At 38.2% G+C, this 17,283-nt stretch carries 16 protein-coding genes; 8 read left to right on the forward strand and 8 right to left on the reverse strand.

What is annotated here, in order from left to right; translation table 11 throughout:
- Nucleotides 1-179: 179 nt before the first annotated feature.
- The 7 genes from truA to glmU are packed head-to-tail and all read right to left on the reverse strand — an operon-like array spanning nucleotide 180 to nucleotide 6,552.
- The gene (gene truA, locus CVS95_RS07855) at nucleotides 180-911 is read right to left on the reverse strand and encodes a tRNA pseudouridine(38-40) synthase TruA (RefSeq protein ID WP_107696204.1); all 732 of its coding nucleotides are present in this window, start codon (nucleotides 909-911) and stop codon (nucleotides 180-182) included.
- Nucleotides 911-1,939 carry an LptF/LptG family permease gene (locus CVS95_RS07860; RefSeq protein ID WP_107696205.1) on the reverse strand — a complete coding sequence of 343 codons (1,029 nt, stop codon included), beginning with the start codon at nucleotides 1,937-1,939 and terminating at the stop codon, nucleotides 911-913. The genes truA and CVS95_RS07860 overlap by 1 nt, the downstream gene beginning before the upstream one ends.
- On the reverse strand, nucleotides 1,932-2,720 hold the full coding sequence (locus tag CVS95_RS07865; protein WP_107696261.1) for a prepilin peptidase: 789 nt from the start codon (nucleotides 2,718-2,720) through the stop codon (nucleotides 1,932-1,934). Before CVS95_RS07865 ends, CVS95_RS07860 begins: the two co-directional genes overlap by 8 nt.
- A gap of 7 nt (nucleotides 2,721-2,727) precedes the next feature.
- Nucleotides 2,728-3,399: a polyprenyl diphosphate synthase gene (uppS, locus tag CVS95_RS07870; RefSeq protein ID WP_107696206.1), complete on the reverse strand. Its 672-nt coding sequence runs from the start codon at nucleotides 3,397-3,399 to the stop codon at nucleotides 2,728-2,730.
- A gap of 3 nt (nucleotides 3,400-3,402) precedes the next feature.
- Nucleotides 3,403-4,089, reverse strand: a complete 687-nt coding sequence (locus CVS95_RS07875) for a hypothetical protein (protein WP_107696207.1) — start codon at nucleotides 4,087-4,089, stop codon at nucleotides 3,403-3,405.
- Nucleotides 4,086-5,258: a bifunctional phosphopantothenoylcysteine decarboxylase/phosphopantothenate--cysteine ligase CoaBC gene (gene coaBC / locus CVS95_RS07880; RefSeq protein ID WP_107696262.1), complete on the reverse strand. Its 1,173-nt coding sequence runs from the start codon at nucleotides 5,256-5,258 to the stop codon at nucleotides 4,086-4,088. Before coaBC ends, CVS95_RS07875 begins: the two co-directional genes overlap by 4 nt.
- A complete protein-coding gene (gene glmU, locus CVS95_RS07885) occupies nucleotides 5,245-6,552 on the reverse strand; it encodes a bifunctional UDP-N-acetylglucosamine diphosphorylase/glucosamine-1-phosphate N-acetyltransferase GlmU (RefSeq protein ID WP_107696208.1) in 1,308 nt (435 codons plus the stop codon). The genes coaBC and glmU overlap by 14 nt, the downstream gene beginning before the upstream one ends.
- A 136-nt stretch (nucleotides 6,553-6,688) precedes the next feature.
- Between glmU and CVS95_RS07890 the strand changes: the two genes are divergently transcribed.
- From CVS95_RS07890 to CVS95_RS07925, 8 genes are read left to right on the forward strand one after another with little or no spacing between them, the layout of a single operon-like run.
- Complete coding sequence (locus tag CVS95_RS07890) at nucleotides 6,689-7,456, forward strand: motility protein A (protein WP_021091276.1); 768 nt, start codon at nucleotides 6,689-6,691, stop codon at nucleotides 7,454-7,456.
- Nucleotides 7,456-8,235, forward strand: coding sequence for a flagellar motor protein MotB (locus CVS95_RS07895; protein WP_107696209.1), 780 nt, complete (start codon nucleotides 7,456-7,458; stop codon nucleotides 8,233-8,235). The genes CVS95_RS07890 and CVS95_RS07895 overlap by 1 nt, the downstream gene beginning before the upstream one ends.
- A gap of 11 nt (nucleotides 8,236-8,246) precedes the next feature.
- Complete coding sequence (gene fliP, locus CVS95_RS07900) at nucleotides 8,247-8,969, forward strand: flagellar type III secretion system pore protein FliP (protein ID WP_413784126.1); 723 nt, start codon at nucleotides 8,247-8,249, stop codon at nucleotides 8,967-8,969.
- On the forward strand, nucleotides 8,969-10,234 hold the full coding sequence (locus tag CVS95_RS07905; RefSeq protein ID WP_107696210.1) for a TolC family protein: 1,266 nt from the start codon (nucleotides 8,969-8,971) through the stop codon (nucleotides 10,232-10,234). The genes fliP and CVS95_RS07905 overlap by 1 nt, the downstream gene beginning before the upstream one ends.
- Nucleotides 10,231-10,974, forward strand: coding sequence for an efflux RND transporter periplasmic adaptor subunit (locus CVS95_RS07910; protein WP_107696211.1), 744 nt, complete (start codon nucleotides 10,231-10,233; stop codon nucleotides 10,972-10,974). Before CVS95_RS07905 ends, CVS95_RS07910 begins: the two co-directional genes overlap by 4 nt.
- A complete protein-coding gene (locus CVS95_RS07915) occupies nucleotides 10,971-13,997 on the forward strand; it encodes an efflux RND transporter permease subunit (RefSeq protein WP_107696212.1) in 3,027 nt (1,008 codons plus the stop codon). The genes CVS95_RS07910 and CVS95_RS07915 overlap by 4 nt, the downstream gene beginning before the upstream one ends.
- Nucleotides 13,994-15,229: a TolC family protein gene (locus CVS95_RS07920; protein ID WP_107696213.1), complete on the forward strand. Its 1,236-nt coding sequence runs from the start codon at nucleotides 13,994-13,996 to the stop codon at nucleotides 15,227-15,229. The genes CVS95_RS07915 and CVS95_RS07920 overlap by 4 nt, the downstream gene beginning before the upstream one ends.
- Nucleotides 15,226-16,089, forward strand: coding sequence for an EamA family transporter (locus CVS95_RS07925; protein ID WP_107696214.1), 864 nt, complete (start codon nucleotides 15,226-15,228; stop codon nucleotides 16,087-16,089). Before CVS95_RS07920 ends, CVS95_RS07925 begins: the two co-directional genes overlap by 4 nt.
- On the opposite strand, the gene CVS95_RS07930 is transcribed toward CVS95_RS07925, so the two are convergent.
- The gene (locus CVS95_RS07930; RefSeq protein WP_234400048.1) at nucleotides 16,086-17,249 is read right to left on the reverse strand and encodes a ComEC/Rec2 family competence protein; all 1,164 of its coding nucleotides are present in this window, start codon (nucleotides 17,247-17,249) and stop codon (nucleotides 16,086-16,088) included. The two genes, CVS95_RS07925 and CVS95_RS07930, sit on opposite strands and share 4 nt — an antisense overlap.
- Nucleotides 17,250-17,283 lie beyond the last annotated feature (34 nt).

Genomic DNA, 17,283 nt, shown 5'->3' on the forward strand with positions numbered 1-17,283 from the left:
TTTAGGAAGTGACCAGTTAAGAGTCCCTCGATCTTGCTACCAAGTGGGCAGGCTTTGGGTGAGTCAGAGTGGATCTTAAAAAGTTTTTCTTTATCATTTACTGCGTTAAAGATTTGAAGGAGGGTTAAGATTCTCTATTTAACATTTTAAATAAGCTTACTATTGAATATTTCAAATACCTAGTTAAATTTATAAAAAACCCTATTTAGATAAAGTCCTTCAGCTGGAGCTGGGATACGAGTTAAGGCAGAGCATCCATTAAGTGAAGCATTGATGAGCTCACCACCATTTTTGATACTTAAGGCTTTAAGTAGATTTGCAACCATAAGCCGTACTTGTGCGCGTAAAAAGCCATTCGCTTTAAAAACGATGATAGTTTGGTTTTTGTATTCATAACAAAATGCCTTAAAAATTTCTCGTACCGGACTTTTTGTATCACTTCCTGTTTTCATATAGGAGCTAAAATCATGCTCGCCAATAAAATTAGATAAAATTTCATTTGCTTTTTTGATATCGAATTTTGGCAAAAAGACTTTATAGTTTGAGCCAAAAACATCAAATTCTCCATGATCTATAATGTATCTATAAGACCTTGCTGCGGCATCAAACCTTGCTTGAAAATTTTCATCAACTAAATTTATACGTTTTATATGAATATTTGGATGAGTATGGCGGTTGATTAGCTCTTTTAAGTGCTCAAAATTTTTAAAATGATCGCCACAAATTACGCTTGAGCTTTGATTGATCGCATGGACGTTTTTGTCTGTACGTGAGCTAGAGACTATTTTTTCAAATATTCCAACGTGAGCTAGAGCACGCGAAAGCTCATCTTCTACGCCATTTTCATGCGGCTGAGTTTGCGAGCCTTGGAATTTGGAGCCATCGTAGCTATAAATTAGTTGGATTTTCATTAGTATCTTCGCATGATTTTAGCTTTAAAAAGCAAAATTCCTGCCAATAAAAAGACGAAAAATATGAGCGGGATCGCAAAAGCTGGTTTTGATGAAAATAGCATTATGAGTGTAAAATACCCAAATAAAACGCCAAACGTACCAACATAAACCATGCCCTTTTCATATCTATAAGTAACGATGCCAAAGCTTATGGCAAAAAGTGTACTGGCAAGTGGAAATAGTGCAACAAGCACATATGTGCTAAGGTCTTTTCTTCTTTTTTCACTACTATTTGCCTCCGCCCAGTACTCTTTTATACTACCTATATCGCTTATCTCTTCACTTTGTGCAGTCCTTATTTTCATAGACTTGAAGTTACTTTGATGATAAATTTTATCTTTTATATCATACATTTTTCCATCTATTAAAGAGAGTTCAATGCTTTGATTTGTATTGGAGATCTTTGCATTTTTAGCAGTGATTAAGCGTTGGGAGTCTTTAATGTAAGGATTAAACATCACGATATCTTTATAAGTAGTGCCATTATTATCTTGCATTTCACTACCCACATAGACCATCCAGTCAGAGAATTTTTGTCCAAACTGAGTTGGCTTTAAATTTAGCTTTGCAACAGTCTTTTTATAATCAATAAAATTTGCATTTAGCTGTGCGGCTATTGGTATCATGACGATGGCAACTACCAGCAAAGCGGCACTTAAAAGGGCTGAAAATGCTAAAAAAAATCTTGCTATTTTATTTGGCGATCCACCAAGCGTAAAGATAACGATACTTTCATTCTCTTTTGATAATCTAAAAAGAGTCATCGCAAGTGATACAAAAAATGCGATAGGCACGACAAAAAGTAGCACGCGTGGAAGCATAAATGAGTAGAGTTTAAAGAGCTCGCCAAAGCTGATCTCAATGTAAGAAGTGATGCGCGCGATCTGGATGAAAAATACGATCGACATGATCAAAAAAAGCGTACTAAATAGTGACGCAAAAGTCCCTAGGAAGTTAAATAAAAGATATCTATTTACTCTACTCATAAATAAACCTTAAAATTTCTAAAATTTGCTCTTTAAAAGCGTATGTAATAAGTAAGCCAAGACTTAAAAATGGCACAAAAGCCAGCTCATAGCCCTTTTTTTGAACGACCGCATAGACTGGAAGTGTAAAAAGTGCTGCAAGATAGATTGCCACTAGAGCTAGCTTGACTGACAAAATAGCTCCGATGATCGCTGCTATAAAGATATCTGCACTACCCATCGCTTCTCTTTTTATGGCAAAGCTTATGACAAATCTCAGCGCCCAAAAGATAAGCGCAAAAAGGAATAAATTTAAAATTTGGGCAAAATTTTCTTTAAATATAAAAAGCATCAGAGCGTAGATAAATGCGAAAAATAGCGCCGCAAAAAGAAGAGGATCTGGCACAGCTTTATATCTTATGTCTATGACGCTAAGAGCTAGCAGCATAACGAAGCAAAGCCCTAAAAATAGCGCGTAAAGCAGCGTTTCTACACTTAAAATTTCGCCGCACTCTTTAAAAAAGCAGATCAAAAAAAGTATCCCAGAAATTAGTTCGATCACTGGATATATGAGGCTTATTTTTTGCTTGCAAAAGGCACATTTGCCGCCTAAAAATAGCCATGAAAAAAGTGGAACGTTGTGATAAAAATTTAGCTTGTGAGAGCATTTTGGGCAGTGTGAGGCTGGGAAATTTATACTCTCATTTCGTGGCAAGCGATATATCAGTACATTTGAAAATGAGCCCACGCAAATACCCAAAACAAAAGCAAAAACGGCAAAAAAGATGACTAAATTATCCATTATTTCGCTAAACTCCACCAAATCTTCGCTCTATGTTTTTAAATTTACTAACGATATTTGCAAGCTCATTCTTGCCAAAGTCAGGCCAAAGTGTGGGCGTGAAAAATAGCTCCGCGTAGCTAGCCTGCCAGAGCATGAAATTTGAAAGCCTGCTCTCGCCACCAGTTCTAATGAGAAGATCCACCGGCTCACTCTCATCAAGTGCTGCATTTAGGCTCGCTTCGTTTATATCAGCGTCCTCTAAAATTAGCTTTTTTACTGCCCTTACGATCTCGTCTTTTGAGCCGTAGTTTATAGCTAAATTTAATAATAAATTTTTATTCTCTCTTGTAGCGTTTTTGGTGATCTCTATCTCGTTTTTTAGCTCATCGCTAAATGGCGAAATATCGCCGATCGTATTAAATTTGATCCTACTTTTTATAAAATCATCACGCTTTAAAATGAGAAATTTCTTAAGCAAATTCATCAAAAATTCGACCTCTTTTTGTGGCCTTTTCCAGTTTTCAGTGCTAAATGCATAAAGACTTAAAATTTTCACGCCATTATCGATACAAAATTCGCACATATCACTTACTACATTTGCTCCAGCTTCGTGCCCATTTGTCCGCAAAAATCCACGTTTTTTAGCCCAGCGTCCATTTCCATCCATGATAATAGCAAGGTGGTTTAATTCATTCAATCTTTAACCTTTTATATCAATAATTTGTTCTTTTTTGCTCCAAAGAGCACTCACATTTTGTACTGTTATGTTGGCGTTAAATTCTCTTTTTAGCAAGCTAGCTACATTATTAAATGGAGTCGCGATCTCGCATAAAGCTTCATCTTTAAATTTAAAAATAAGTGGAGCAAAATTTGAAAATATTAAAAAAATTTTCATATCATTCTCCTCTTTTTTTAGCTGAAAAACGCCGTTTGTACCATTATAAATAAATGGTATATGCACGACATTTTCTTGCAGAGCAAAGAGCATTTTCGCTAGCACTTTCATCTCGTCTTTTGTTTTAGCTTCACTTAGACTTTTGAATAAATAGTCATAAAACCACGATAAATTCTCATTTTCTATCAAATTTTCGATAAGATTTAGCCCATCAGCCAAGACATCTTCGTCTAAAATTCTTGGCTTTTCGTATAAATTTTTTATGACGATATTTTCGCCCTGACTTTGCACCTCGCCCCAGTATCTAGAGCCTACGTTTAGCTCTTTTGCACTTTTTGTGTTTAAATTTTTATTTGCAAAATTTAAAATGTATCTGTTAAAGCCGATCTTTTGGCTTACCAAGATACTAAGCGGAAGTGATGAATTTATCGCTACTAGTGGAGCTTGGCTGTTTTTTGCTATCTTTTGAACGCGTGAGATTTGCTCTATCATAAATTTGCTGCTAACTCCACTATGCGCCCTGCGATCTCATCTTTTGAGGCAAGCGGCAGTAGGGTTTCGCCACCTTTTGTGATGAAATTTACCTCATTTTGCTCGCTTGAAAAGCCATTTTTCTCGCCCAAAATATTTAGACAAACTGCGTCAAGCCCCTTTTGCTCTAGCATTGCTCTAGCATTTTTGTGTGCGCTCTCGCTTGAGATTTCAAGCTTAAAGCCGATATTTTTGCATTTAAACTCTTTTAAGCTTTGCAAAATATCGACATTTCTCTTTAGACTTAAGCTTAAAATTTCGCCAACATCCTCTTTTTTTATCTTGCCATCAATTTTTGTCGGCACAAAATCGCTTACTGCAGCACACATTACAAGCAAATTCGCACTCTCGCACTCGCTTTTGCAAAGCTCTAAAAGTTCACTACTTGAGCCAAAATTTAAAATCTCAAATGGCTCGTTTTCTGCTTCAAAGCTAGCAAGTAGTTTTACCTCTGCGCCTGCATAGTAAAAAGCCCTTGCAAGCGCCATCGCCATCTTACCGCTTGAAAAATTTGTAATGGCTCTAACATCATCTATCTTTTCTATCGTCGCACCACCCGTTATCACTACTTTTTTGCCTGCAAAAAGTGGCTTACTAAGCTTTTTTATCACTGCTTCAACTATTACTTCAGGGCTTGCAAGACCGCCTTTGCCAACGTCGCCACAAGCTAGAGTTTTAAGAACCGGCTCAACTATTAAAGCGCCGTTTTTCTTTAAAATTTTAAGTGAGTTTTGCGTCGCGAAGTGCTCTATCATATTGTTATTTGCAGCTAGTGCGACAACCAAAGGCACGTGTGAGGCGGCGATTAGCGTTTGCATAAAGACATTGTCACAGATGCCAGCTGCTAGCTTATTTATCGTATTTACAGAGGCAGGTGCGATGAGAACTAGATCCATTTTAGAGTAGGCTATGTGATTTACGCCATCTTGCCAGTTTTGCGTTTGTGAGCTTAAAATTTTATGCTCACTTAGCGCCTCAAAGCCGCTTACACTGCAAAAATCAAGCGCTCCGTCACTTAAAGCCACGTAGACATCAGCACCTTGTTTTTTAAGTAGCGATAAAATTTCGAATGCCTTATAAAAGGCAATACTACCGCAAACGGCAAGTAAAATTTTCTTATTTTTTAACATCGTCTTTGCCAAAGAATTTCTCAAAAAAGCCGCTTTTGTTCTCTTGACGAGCTCTGCTGATAGCTAGAGCGCCGCTTTCAACGTCTTTTGTGATGGTGCTACCAGCTGCAATGATGACGTTATCAGCGATATTTACAGGGGCGACTAGCTGTGTATCTGAGCCAACAAAGACGTTTTTGCCGATTTTGGTTTTGTATTTAGCTTTGCCATCGTAGTTGCATGTGATCGTACCGCAACCGATGTTTGTGCCACTTTCTATCTCGCAGTCGCCAAGATAGCTTAAGTGTCCAGCTTTTACGCCGCTAAGAACGCCTTTTTTAACCTCGACGAAATTTCCTATGTGTGTGTCAGAAATTTCAGAATTTGGCCTTATGTGAGCTAGTGGCCCGATGTCTGAGTTTTTGATGACGCTACTTTCGATCACTGATGAGCTTTTGATGATACTTTCTGTTATAACGCACTCGCCAAGGATGCTTACGTTTTCTTCGAGCACGCACTCGCCTTCAAATTTGGCTCTGCTATCTATGAAAATGCTCTCAGGCATGCGCATCAAAACGCCAGCTTTCATTAAATTTTGCTTTATCTCATCTTGCATTATTTTTTCTGCAATGCTTAGCTGAAATTTATCATTTATGCCCATGAAATTTTGCTCATTTACATTTACTGCAACGCACTTTAAACCCTTTTCATTTGCTATTTTTATGGCGTCAGTTAGGTAGTACTCTTTTTGTGCGTTTTGGTTGCTTATAAGCGGTAAAATTTGCTCTAGCGCCTCGCGTTTAAAGCAGTAGCAGCCAGCATTTACGCTCTTTATGGCAAGTTGAGCTTCGCTCGCATCTTTTTGCTCGACGATGGCCTCAACTTTGCCGTTTTTTATGATAACTCTGCCATAGCCAAAAGGATTTGCCGCTTCAAATGAGCTCATAACCACGTCTGCTTCGGCATTTGCTAGACGCATAAGATCAGTTGATCTAACAAGTGGCATGTCGCCGCAAGTGACAAGTACCTTTTCACCGCTTAAATTTACGCCCTTTATCGCGCCAGCAGTGCCTGGGAAATTTGCTAGATCTTGCTCGAAAATTTTAGTTTGAGGGAAAATTTCTTTTATCTTTTTGCTAATTAACTCTTTTTCGTAGTGAAGCACGACGCTAACATCATTTGTGATCGCATAAGCTTGCTTTAAGATGTGGATAATCATTGGCTCACCGCAAAGTTCAAATAGGACTTTTGGACGTTTTGATTTCATTCTGGTGCCAAGACCAGCCGCTAAAATTATGATTGAAGTATTGTTCATTTTTAAGCCTTTTAACGTTAGAAATTTCGCAGATTGTAGCAAAAAATGCCAAACATTTTTTTTAATTTAACGATTGTTTCAACAAAAAGCTAATAAAATAGCAATTCTTAAGAATTTATAAATAAAGTGAGCTTAAATGGATTTAGGAACCGTCGTCGGCTGGGTTTTGACCCTAGTGCTTTTGTTTGGATCAATGGCGATAGGCGTTGGTATAGGACCATACATCGATATTCCTTCTGTGATGATCGTTTTTGGTGGTACTATCGGCGTTATGATGGTTGGCTTCAAGATGGAGACGCTTAAAGGAATTGGTAAATTTTATGGCATTGCTGTTAAGCCATCAGTCGTAGTAAATTTACCTGAGACTATAAAAAAAATAGTCGATTATTCAACTAAAGCTAGACGTGATGGTATCTTATCGCTCGAAAGCGAAGTAAATAATGAGACAAATCAGTTTTTAAAAAGAGGCCTTTCAATGGCAGTTGATGGCAATGAGCCAGATGCGATCAGAGCACTTTTGGAGATTGATATCGATCAAACTAGCACAAGACATTCAAATAACATTAAAATTTTTGAGCAAGTCGGCGGTTTTGCGGGTGCTATGGGTATGATAGGAACGCTCATTGGTCTTGTTGCGATGCTTCTTAACATGTCAGATCCTAGTGCGATCGGCCCATCAATGGCGGTTGCCTTGCTTACGACACTTTATGGTGCGATGATAGGTAACATCATAGGTGCGCCTGTGGCAAATATCCTCTCTATTCGCGATGCTGATGAAGCACTTGAAAAACAAGTCGTACTTGAGGGAATCATGTCGATACAAGCAGGTGATAATCCAAGAACGCTTGAAGCTAAACTCTTAGCATTTTTACCACCAAAAGATAGAAAAAGTCAGTTTGAATAATGGGTAAGTTAATAAAACCAGAAGAGTGCCCAAAATGTATGCCTGAGTGGCTAGCTGCTTTTGGTGACCTCATGTCGCTTTTGCTTTGTTTTTTCGTTTTATTACTTTCTATGGCGACAATGGATGCTAAAAAGATGGAGGCTGCCGTTGGCTCACTAGCTGGTGCTTTGAGTGTGCTTGAAGGTGGTGCTAGACCTGAAAATCAGATAGAAAAAGAGACGGATCCAGAAAATACTCGTTCAAAAAAGATAAGCAAGCAAAAGGGCTCACAAAGTGAGCTAAATATGAATGTTAAAAAGATAAATGAGTTACTAGCTGCTAGTGGGGCACCTGAGATTACGATGGAAGAGAGCGAAGATGGCTTTATCGTAAGGCTTCCAGCGGCTATGCTTTTTGAGAAAGATAGTGTTGAAATTTCTGGTGAAGATGCGAAGCTATTTTTAAAACGAATAGGCATGATTGTGGCGAAAATGCCTAATGATGTAAAAGCCGATATCATCGGCCATACAGATAATATAGAACCAAGCAAAGACTCAGCTTATAAAAATAACTGGCAGCTCTCAACTGCAAGGGCTTTAAGCGTAGTTGAAGAGCTAATTAACGATGGTGTACCACAAAATAGAATAATAGCTTCTGGCAAAGCTTCGTTTGATCCAATCGCTACTAACAGCACAGAAGATGGCAGAGCTAAGAATAATAGAGTAGAAATTCACTTCATATCGCTTGAGCCAAAAAATAAAGAGGCTACTAAGAAAAGTATCCTTGATATGAGGAATTAGTCGTGAAAGCACTGCTCGGTTTAGCGGTTTTACTTTGCACGGTTTTTGGAGCTGATCCTGCGCTACCAACTATAAATTTAAGTCTAAATTCTCCAACAAATGCCGAGCAGCTTGTAAATTCTCTAAATGTTTTACTAATCCTCACTGCACTTGCACTTGCTCCTTCGCTCATTTTTATGATGACAAGTTTTTTAAGGCTTGTTATCGTATTTTCATTTTTACGCCAAGCGATGGGTACGCAACAAGTTCCACCTTCAACAGTGCTTATCTCGCTTGCGATGGTTCTTACATTTTTTATCATGGAGCCAGTTGGGCAAAAGAGCTATAATGATGGCATAAAGCCTTATATAGCTGAGCAGATAGGCTATGAGGAGATGCTTGATAAGAGCTTAAAGCCTTTTAAAGAATTTATGGTAAAAAATACAAGAGAAAAAGACCTTGCGCTTTTCTTTAGGATTAGAAATTTACAAAATCCAGCAAATATCGAAGAGATACCGCTAAGTATCGCAATGTCAGCTTTTATGATAAGTGAGCTAAAGACATCTTTTGAGATAGCGTTTTTGCTCTATTTGCCATTTCTTGTCATCGACATGGTCGTAAGCTCAGTGCTGATGGCTATGGGTATGATGATGCTTCCTCCTGTAATGATCTCACTGCCATTTAAACTGCTCATATTCGTGCTTGTTGATGGCTGGAATTTACTAATAGGAAATCTTGTAAAAAGCTTTCACTAATGAAAAAATTTTTATTCATTTTTTTGCCAGTGTTTTTGCTTGGTTCAAATTTAAGTGTGATCGCAAACAAAGCAACACAAAATGAAATTTCAAAGATCAAAGAGCTTGAACTAAAAAGAGCAAATTTAAGCGATGAAGCCACATTGAGCTCATATATGCCAAGTCTTAGCCTAGAGGGCTCATACGGCAAAAATGCAAGCACTTTTCCAAGTGTAGTCGCTAAAGAGTCAGCCGGTGTGCTAGCTAGGATAGATTTTTTGCTTTATGATGGCGGAGTGAGAGAGGCTAGGCTAAAGATGAGCCAGCTTTTAAAAAACAAAGCCATGATCGCTAGAGATGAAGCCAAAAACTATCTTGCATTTAAGGCTGTAAATTTATATTTTAATGCTCTAGCACTTGAAAATATAATCACAGCCAAGCAGGCTCAGGCAAATTTTTTAAAAGGCGTTTTAGATAAGCTTGAAAAGGCAAACATTGCAGGCCTTGCCGCAAAAGATGAGCTTGAAAATGTAAGGGCTAAATATTACTTAGCTAATAGTACACAGCTTGAATACAAAAACAAAATGGAGCAAATTTTAAATGAGATAAATTTGCTAACAGGCGAGCAAATTTCACCACTTAGCGGGGCAAAAATGGCTGAGATTGGCTCAAATTTAACTTCAAAAAATGCTGAGCTTGATAGACTAAGCCAAGATATATTTTTAGGCGAAGCTAAGCTTAGCGAGACAAGAGCTGGCTTTTTGCCCCAAATAATGCTTTATGACACATATGGATTTTATAAAAATAATTACAATATCGATCTAGGCAGATTTAGTTCTTACCGCTCATATGTGGATAAATACCTAAAAGAAGATACTCATGGCAATAAATTTGGTATCGCTTTTAAATGGAAAATTTTTGATTTTTTCGCCACTAGCAAGATGAGTCAGATCCAAAAGATCGCGCTTGATGAAGCGAGGCTAAATTTAGAGTATAAAAAGCGTGAAAACGAGACTAAACTTAAAAATTTACAAAACGAGATCGCAACTCTTAGCTCAAAGATTGCCTCGCTAAATGAGTATGTAAAAGCAAGCGATCTAGCGCTTAGAGTGAGTTATGAGAAGTATAACTCTGGGCTTTTAGGGTATAGCGACCTGCTTGAGGCGCTATCGCAAAAATTTGATGCCATTAGCCTTTTTGAAGGGGCAAAAGATGAGCTGGAGATAAAAAAGGCGGAGTATTTTTTTGAAAGTGGGGAGAGCATTTTAGAGAGGATTAGGGATTGAAAAATTTAGTTTTTTTAATGATATTTTGCATCTTTTCATTTGCAGCAGAGGAGATTTTTGCTGATTTTGAAGTCTATGCTAAGCAAAGCTCAAAGCTTGCATTTGAGAGCAGCGGCAAGGTGGATAAAATTTTTGTAGATGTCTCAAGCCACGTTAAAAAGGGTGACGCTTTAGCTAGCCTTGATCAAACAAGCCTTGAGATCGCTCTAAAAAAGGCAAAAAACGACCTAGCGCTTGCCAAAAATGCCAAAGAATTTGCTAAAAACACCTTTAATAAATTTAGCCAAGTAAAGGACGTCACTTCAAAACAAGAATTTGATGAGGTAAAGTATAAATTTGACGAGGTAGCTCTTAGGGTGCAGAGTGCAGAGATAGCCATTTTAAACGCAGATGATCATCTTAAAAAGGCCGTTTTAAAAGCTCCGTTTGATGGCGTCATAGCTAGTAAAAATGTCGAGCTTGGCGAGAGTGCTTCGCCGCTTCAACCAGCCTTTGTCTTAAACTCCGAGGAGGCTAAAATTTTAATAGCGATCGATGAAAAATATGCAAATTTAGTAAAAGTTGGCGACATTTTTAAATTTAGACTTGACGCAACAAGCGATGAGAAAGAGGTAAAAATCGCGCTAATTTATCCAGAAATTAAGCGAGAGACTAGGAAATTTTACGCCGAAGCTTACGATATGGGGCTAAAGCCAGGCATGTTTGGTCAAGGAAAAGTGATAATCGGCGAAAATAAATGATAAAAACAGCCATCAACCGCCCCATAACTACGCTTATGATATTTTTAAGCCTCGTTGTCTTTGGCATCTACTCGCTAAAGACGATGAATGTAAATTTATACCCGCAAGTAAATATCCCAATCGTTAAGATCACGACCTACGCAAACGGCGATATGAACTACATCAAGACAAAGATCACGCAAAAGATCGAGGACGAGGTCTCAAGCATCGAGGGGATAAAAAAGCTCTACTCAACCAGTTTTGACAACCTAAGCGTGGTAAGCATCGAATTTGAGCTAAACAAAGACCTAGAGAGCGCTACAAACGACGTCCGCGACAAGATGCAAAAGGCAAGGTTAAACGCAAACTACGAGATAGAAAAGCTAAACGGGCTCTCTTCATCTGTATTTAGCCTCTTTATCACAAGGCTTGATGGCAACGAAACCAAGCTCATGCAAGATATCGATGACGTGGCAAAGCCATTTTTGGAGCGCATTAGCGGCGTTTCAAAGGTCAAGACAAATGGCTTTTTAGAGCCAGCGGTGAAAATTTTGCTAAATAGATTTAAGCTTGATAAAAACGCTCTTAGCGCAAACGAAGTGGCAAATTTGATAAAGGTTGAAAATTTAAAAGCACCTCTTGGCAAGATAGAAAATGAGCAGATCCAAATGGCGATCAAGTCAAATTTCAGCGCCAAAAGCATAGATGAGATAAGAAATTTAACAATCAAACAAGGGGTCTTTTTAAAAGATATTGCAAGCGTTGATCTCGCTTACAAAGATGCAAACGAAGCAGCGATAATGGATAAAAAAAGTGGCGTCTTGCTTGGTCTCGAGCTAGCTCCAGACGCAAATGCTCTAACCGTGATCGCTCTAGCTAAGTCAAAGCTAGATCAGTTTAAAAGCCTGCTTGGCAGCGAATACGACGTAAAAATAGCCTACGATAAGAGCGAAGTGATACAAAAGCACATCGATCAAACCGCCTTTGATATGATCCTTGGCGTCTTGCTAACCATCGTGATCGTCTATCTATTTTTAAGAAATTTCTCGATCACTATCATCTCAGTTGTAGCGATACCAACTAGCATCGTGGCGACATTTTTCATCATAAATGCCCTAGGCTACGACATAAACCGCTTAAGCCTCATAGCGCTCACACTTGGTATCGGAATTTTCATCGACGACGCGATAGTTGTCACTGAAAATATCGCTAGCAAGCTAAAAGATGAGCCAAATGCCCTAAAAGCAAGCTTTGCAGGTATAAAAGAGATAGCATTTAGCGTCTTTGCGATCTCGCTCGTGCTACTTTGTGTCTTTGTACCAATAGCCTTTATGAGTGGTATCGTTGGCAAATACTTTAACTCCTTTGCGATGAGCGTGGCAGCTGGCATTGTCATCTCGTTTTTTGTGAGCATATTTCTTGTGCCGACACTTAGTGCTAGGTTTGTAAATGCCAAACAAAGCAGCTTTTTTCTAAAAAGCGAGCCTTTTTTTGAAGCGCTTGAAAATGGCTACGAGAAGCTTTTAGCCTTAGCGCTTAAATTTAAGCTCATATTTTTAGCCATAACGCTTGTGGTCGTTGTTTGCTCGTTTGGACTGGCTAAATTTGTAGGCGGCGACTTCATGCCAAGCGAGGATAACTCGGAGTTTAACATCTACTTTAAGCTTGATCCCTCACTTAGCTTGCAAGCTAGCAAAGAGAGGCTAAAAGATAAAATTTCACTCATAAACGCCGATCCTCAGGTAGCTTACGCCTACTTCATCCTTGGCTACACAGATGCCAAGCAACCCTATCTTGTAAAAGCTTACGTTAGGCTAAAAGAGCTAAAAGATAGAGCTAATCACGAGCGGCAAAACGCTATCATGCAGAGGTTTCGCGACAAGCTAAAAAGTGACGACATGAGCGTCATTGTAGCTGACTTGCCAGTTGTTGAAGGTGGTGATGTGCAGCCAGTTAAGCTTACTATCACCTCTGAAAATGGCAAAGATCTAGAGAAATTTGTGCCAAAGATCAGCAAGATGCTAAAAGAGATAAATGACGCAACGGACGTAAATTCGCCCGAAGAAGATCTGCTAAAACGCGTTCAAATTTCTATCGATGAAGATAAGGCTAAGAGGCTAAATTTAGACAAAGCCAGCATTGCAAGCGCCGTTTATAGCGCATTTAGCCAGAACGAGGTCTCTGTTTTTGAAAACGAAAATGGCAAAGAATATGAGCTTTACATGCGCCTTGATGATAAATTTAGAAGCGATACAAATGATATCTTACAGACCAAGATAAGAAGCAGTGAGGGCTTTTTCGTGACACTTGGCGATGTGGCTACGATTAGTTTTGAGCAAAAGCCAGCTAGCATTTCAAGGTTTAATAGAGCCGATGAGATCAAATTTCTAGCAAATACTAAAAACAACGCTCCGCTAAATAGCGTGGCAAATGAAATTTCAAAGAAGCTTGATGAAATTTTGCCAGCAAATTTCAAGTATAAATTTCTTGGATTTGTGGAGCTCATGGATGATACAAACGCTTCTTTTATCTTTACAGTAAGTGCAAGCGCGGTGCTTATTTACATGGTGCTAGCGGCACTTTATGAGAGCTTTTTGCTGCCATTTCTCATCATGCTTGCCATGCCGCTTGCCTTTTGTGGCGTCGTGATAGGGCTTTTTATAAGCGGCAATCCATTTAGCCTATTTGTCATGGTTGGCGTCATCTTGCTCTTTGGCATGGTCGGTAAAAACGCCATTTTAGTCGTTGATTTTGCAAACCACTTTGCAAATAGTGGCATAGAGGCAAACGAAGCTGTGAAAATGGCTGCTAAAAAGCGCTTAAGGGCTGTTTTGATGACTACTTTTGCGATGATATTTGCCATGCTACCTCTTGCTCTTAGCAGAGGTGCTGGCTATGAGGCCAACTCACCTATGGCTATAAGTATCATCTTTGGGCTCATTAGCTCGACCTTGCTAAGCTTGCTTGTCGTGCCAGTGCTTTTTGCATGGGTCTATAATCTTGATAAATTTATAAGAAAATTTTATGAAAGGGAGAGAATTTGAAGAAAATTTTAGCTGTTTTGCTCTTTGCTTTGCCTCTTTGGGCTGGAAATTTACTAGAGATCATCGCTCTGGCGCAAAGTGCGAAGCTTGAGAGCTTGAAAGAATTTAATAAAAATGAATATATAAATAAAAATAAAAGCAAAAAGCTAAATTTATCCCTTGATGGCAGATATACCTTTGTGCCTGATGAGATAAAGGGCGGATATATGACAAAGGCTGGATCGATCACGGCAAAGGTTGAGTATCTTATCTTTGATGGCGGTGCGAGCGAGGCTGCTGATAAAATTTTAGACCACAAGGGCGTGGAGAAAATTTACAAAGATGAAGAGCTGATGAATCTCACTGCTTTTCAGGTCGCAAAGGTCTATTTTAACGCCGTTGCCCTAAATTCACTTATAAATTTAGAGACAAAATTTGTCGATAGCTTTGCTAAGGCTGCGGCTGAAAATGAGTTTTGGTTTGAGTATGGCGAGATAAATAAAGCTGAGTTTGATGCGATAAATTTTACTCTTAGTAAAAAAAGAGCTGAGCTTGACGAGCTTGGACTTAAGCTAGCTGAGCTAAACTCAAGGATAAATTTGCTCTCAAATGGTGAGATCGGCTTTAACGCTGGCTCAAAGATAATGATGCCTGATTTTAGCAAAGATGATATAAGCGCAAAACTTGGGGCGATGGAGCAAGAAAAATTTATAAAAGAGCAAGAAAATGAGAAGCAAAAGAGTAAATTTGCTCCAAAAATTTATTTAAAAGATACGCAAAGTGTAAATAATAACAGCTTTAAAAAAGGTGAGAGGACGACTTCGCAGATGATAGGCGCTTACGCTGATGCGAACAAGCCTAGAGTAGAGTTTGAGTGGAAGCTACCTGATAGCTTAAGTCTTAGCAAACAAAGTCAAGTTAAACGCATTGAAGAGCAAAAGGCCGCACTTGATCTAAGCGATGAAGAAAATAGGATAATCACTCGCCTAAAAGAGCTAGAAAGCACGATCAAAGGCTTAAATGCAAAGTTAAATTTGCAAGATTTGAAGCAAGATAAGCTTGATAGTGATTTTGTTGATTTGTTAAATGGCTATCTTAATGGCGAGATAAAATATGAAGAATTTTTGTTTGTGAGTGAGAAAAATTTTAGCGATAGGGCAAATTTCATACTTGATGGCGATTTGCTTGAGCTAAATAAGCTTGAGTATTTTTTTGAATGTGCAAGAAAGATAAATGAGGTAGTAATCGAATGAATAAATTGATTTTTGTAACCGTTTTGTGGGCTTTTAGCTTTAGTTTGATAGGTGAGTTTTTAGCTGGTAAGGTTGATAGCTATTTGGCTGTTTTTATTCGGGTTGCGCTTGCGAGCTTAGTCTTTTTGCCATTTACAAAATTTCGTGGCATCAGCCCAAAGCTAGCATTTGGCATCATGGCGATCGGAGCAGTGCAAATAGGACTTATGTATCTATTTTATTACAATTCATTTTTGTATCTAAGCGTGCCAGAAGTAGCACTTTTTACCATTTTTACGCCGTTTTATGTGACGCTCATCTATGACGCATTTAGCTTTAAATTTAGACCACTTTATCTATTTAGCGTTGGCGTTGCAGTTTTTGGAGCTTTGGTCATAAAATACGGTGCTATAAACGATGGTGTATTAAAGGGCTTTTTGCTAGTGCAAGCGGCAAATATCTGCTTTGGAGCGGGGCAGAGCGCATATAAGGCACTTTTAGAAAAATTTGATGTGGATCAAAAAAATGTCTTTGGCTACTTTCACTTTGGGGCATTTTTTGTAGCTATCGTTGCGCTTCTTACCCTTGGTAATCCAGCCAAATTTTCACTTACTTCAACGCAAATTTTAGTGCTTCTCTGGCTTGGTGTGGTCGCTAGTGGAGTTGGGTATTTTATGTGGAACAAAGGTGCTTGCGAGGTCGATAGTGGCGTGCTTGCCATCATGAATAATGCTCTCATTCCAGCTGCTATCATTGTAAATTTGGTCTTTTGGCAAAAGGACACAGACTTAACTAGGCTAATTTTAGGCGCTGTTATAATGTATATATCTTTGATAATTCACAACAAGATAATGAAATTTTATGGTATGAAGATCGCTTAGGCGTAAATTTTATAGCTAGCAATAGCAAAACACAGAAGTCCAAATAGTGACAAAATGTAGAATATTGATCTAAATTTTATAGCTAGAAGTGAAGCGATATTATAAAAGATAAAAATAATGGCTGGCACGAAAATTTTAGTCGAGCTTAGTCTAAAATTTAAAACATTATTTAGCAATCCATCAAAGATGTCGCCATACGAAGCGATGTGAAGCGCAGCACTTAATGGATAAAAAACGCTAAAGATGTAGTTGATAGCAAGGACGCTAAGCTGCTGTAAGCTAATGAGCGGAAAGAAATAAAGCACGCAAATTTCCATTGCAAAGCAAACATATAAATTTAAAAGTATAAGATGAATGAAGGGTAAAAATTTATCTTTTAAGTGTTTAAAATATAAAAATATGTAAAAAACGCCCATGAGTGAAAAGTAAAAACCTACACTAAAAAGAAGCTGCGGAAAGAGTGATATGCTAACAAGTGCCACTATAAAAAGTGTTTTGAAGTTTAAAATTTTTACGCCTTTTAACGCGCAATAAAATCCTAAAATGCTCATTAAGAACGCTCGCAAAAAGCTTGGTATAAAGCCTATTATAAAAAAGTAAAATGACAAGACTATAAAAACGATAATGGCTAGATCAAAGTTATAGTTTCTAAAAGGTAAAAATCTTGCATATAAAAATTTTAAAAGTGGCCTAAATACAAAAAATATAACTGCGCTTATAAAACCTAAATGATAGCCACTTATGGCTATAAGATGCGCTATACCAAGGTGCGAGACGTCATCTCTTAGCTCGCCGTCAATACTCGTGCCTAAAAATAGAGCTGAGTAGAGCTGTGAAATTTTACTATTTTCATGCTGGGCGTAGATGAGTGATTGTAGTTTTTGGTTGATATTTTGCGTGGCTTTTTGTGGTAGTTTTTCGCGTGAAAAGCTAGGCATGTAAAAGGAGGAAGCAAGATAGTCTTTAAAACTAACGTCTAAATTTATGACGCTTAGAAATATATTATCTCCAGCTTTAAAGTCATCTGTTTTAGCTCCAAGCGTATAAAATGAAAACTCATCAGTTTTAAGCTTTAAAATTTGCCTTTTCTTGCCGTCATCTCCAAGCTTTTCATAGCTAGAAATCACGGTTGCTGTTAGCTCTTGTTCGCCTTTGTCCATAAAAATTTGATATTTATGATAACTAATAGCCAAA

The organism is Campylobacter concisus, from assembly GCF_003048905.1.
In the GTDB taxonomy this organism is placed as follows: Bacteria; Campylobacterota; Campylobacteria; order Campylobacterales; family Campylobacteraceae; genus Campylobacter_A; species Campylobacter_A concisus_V.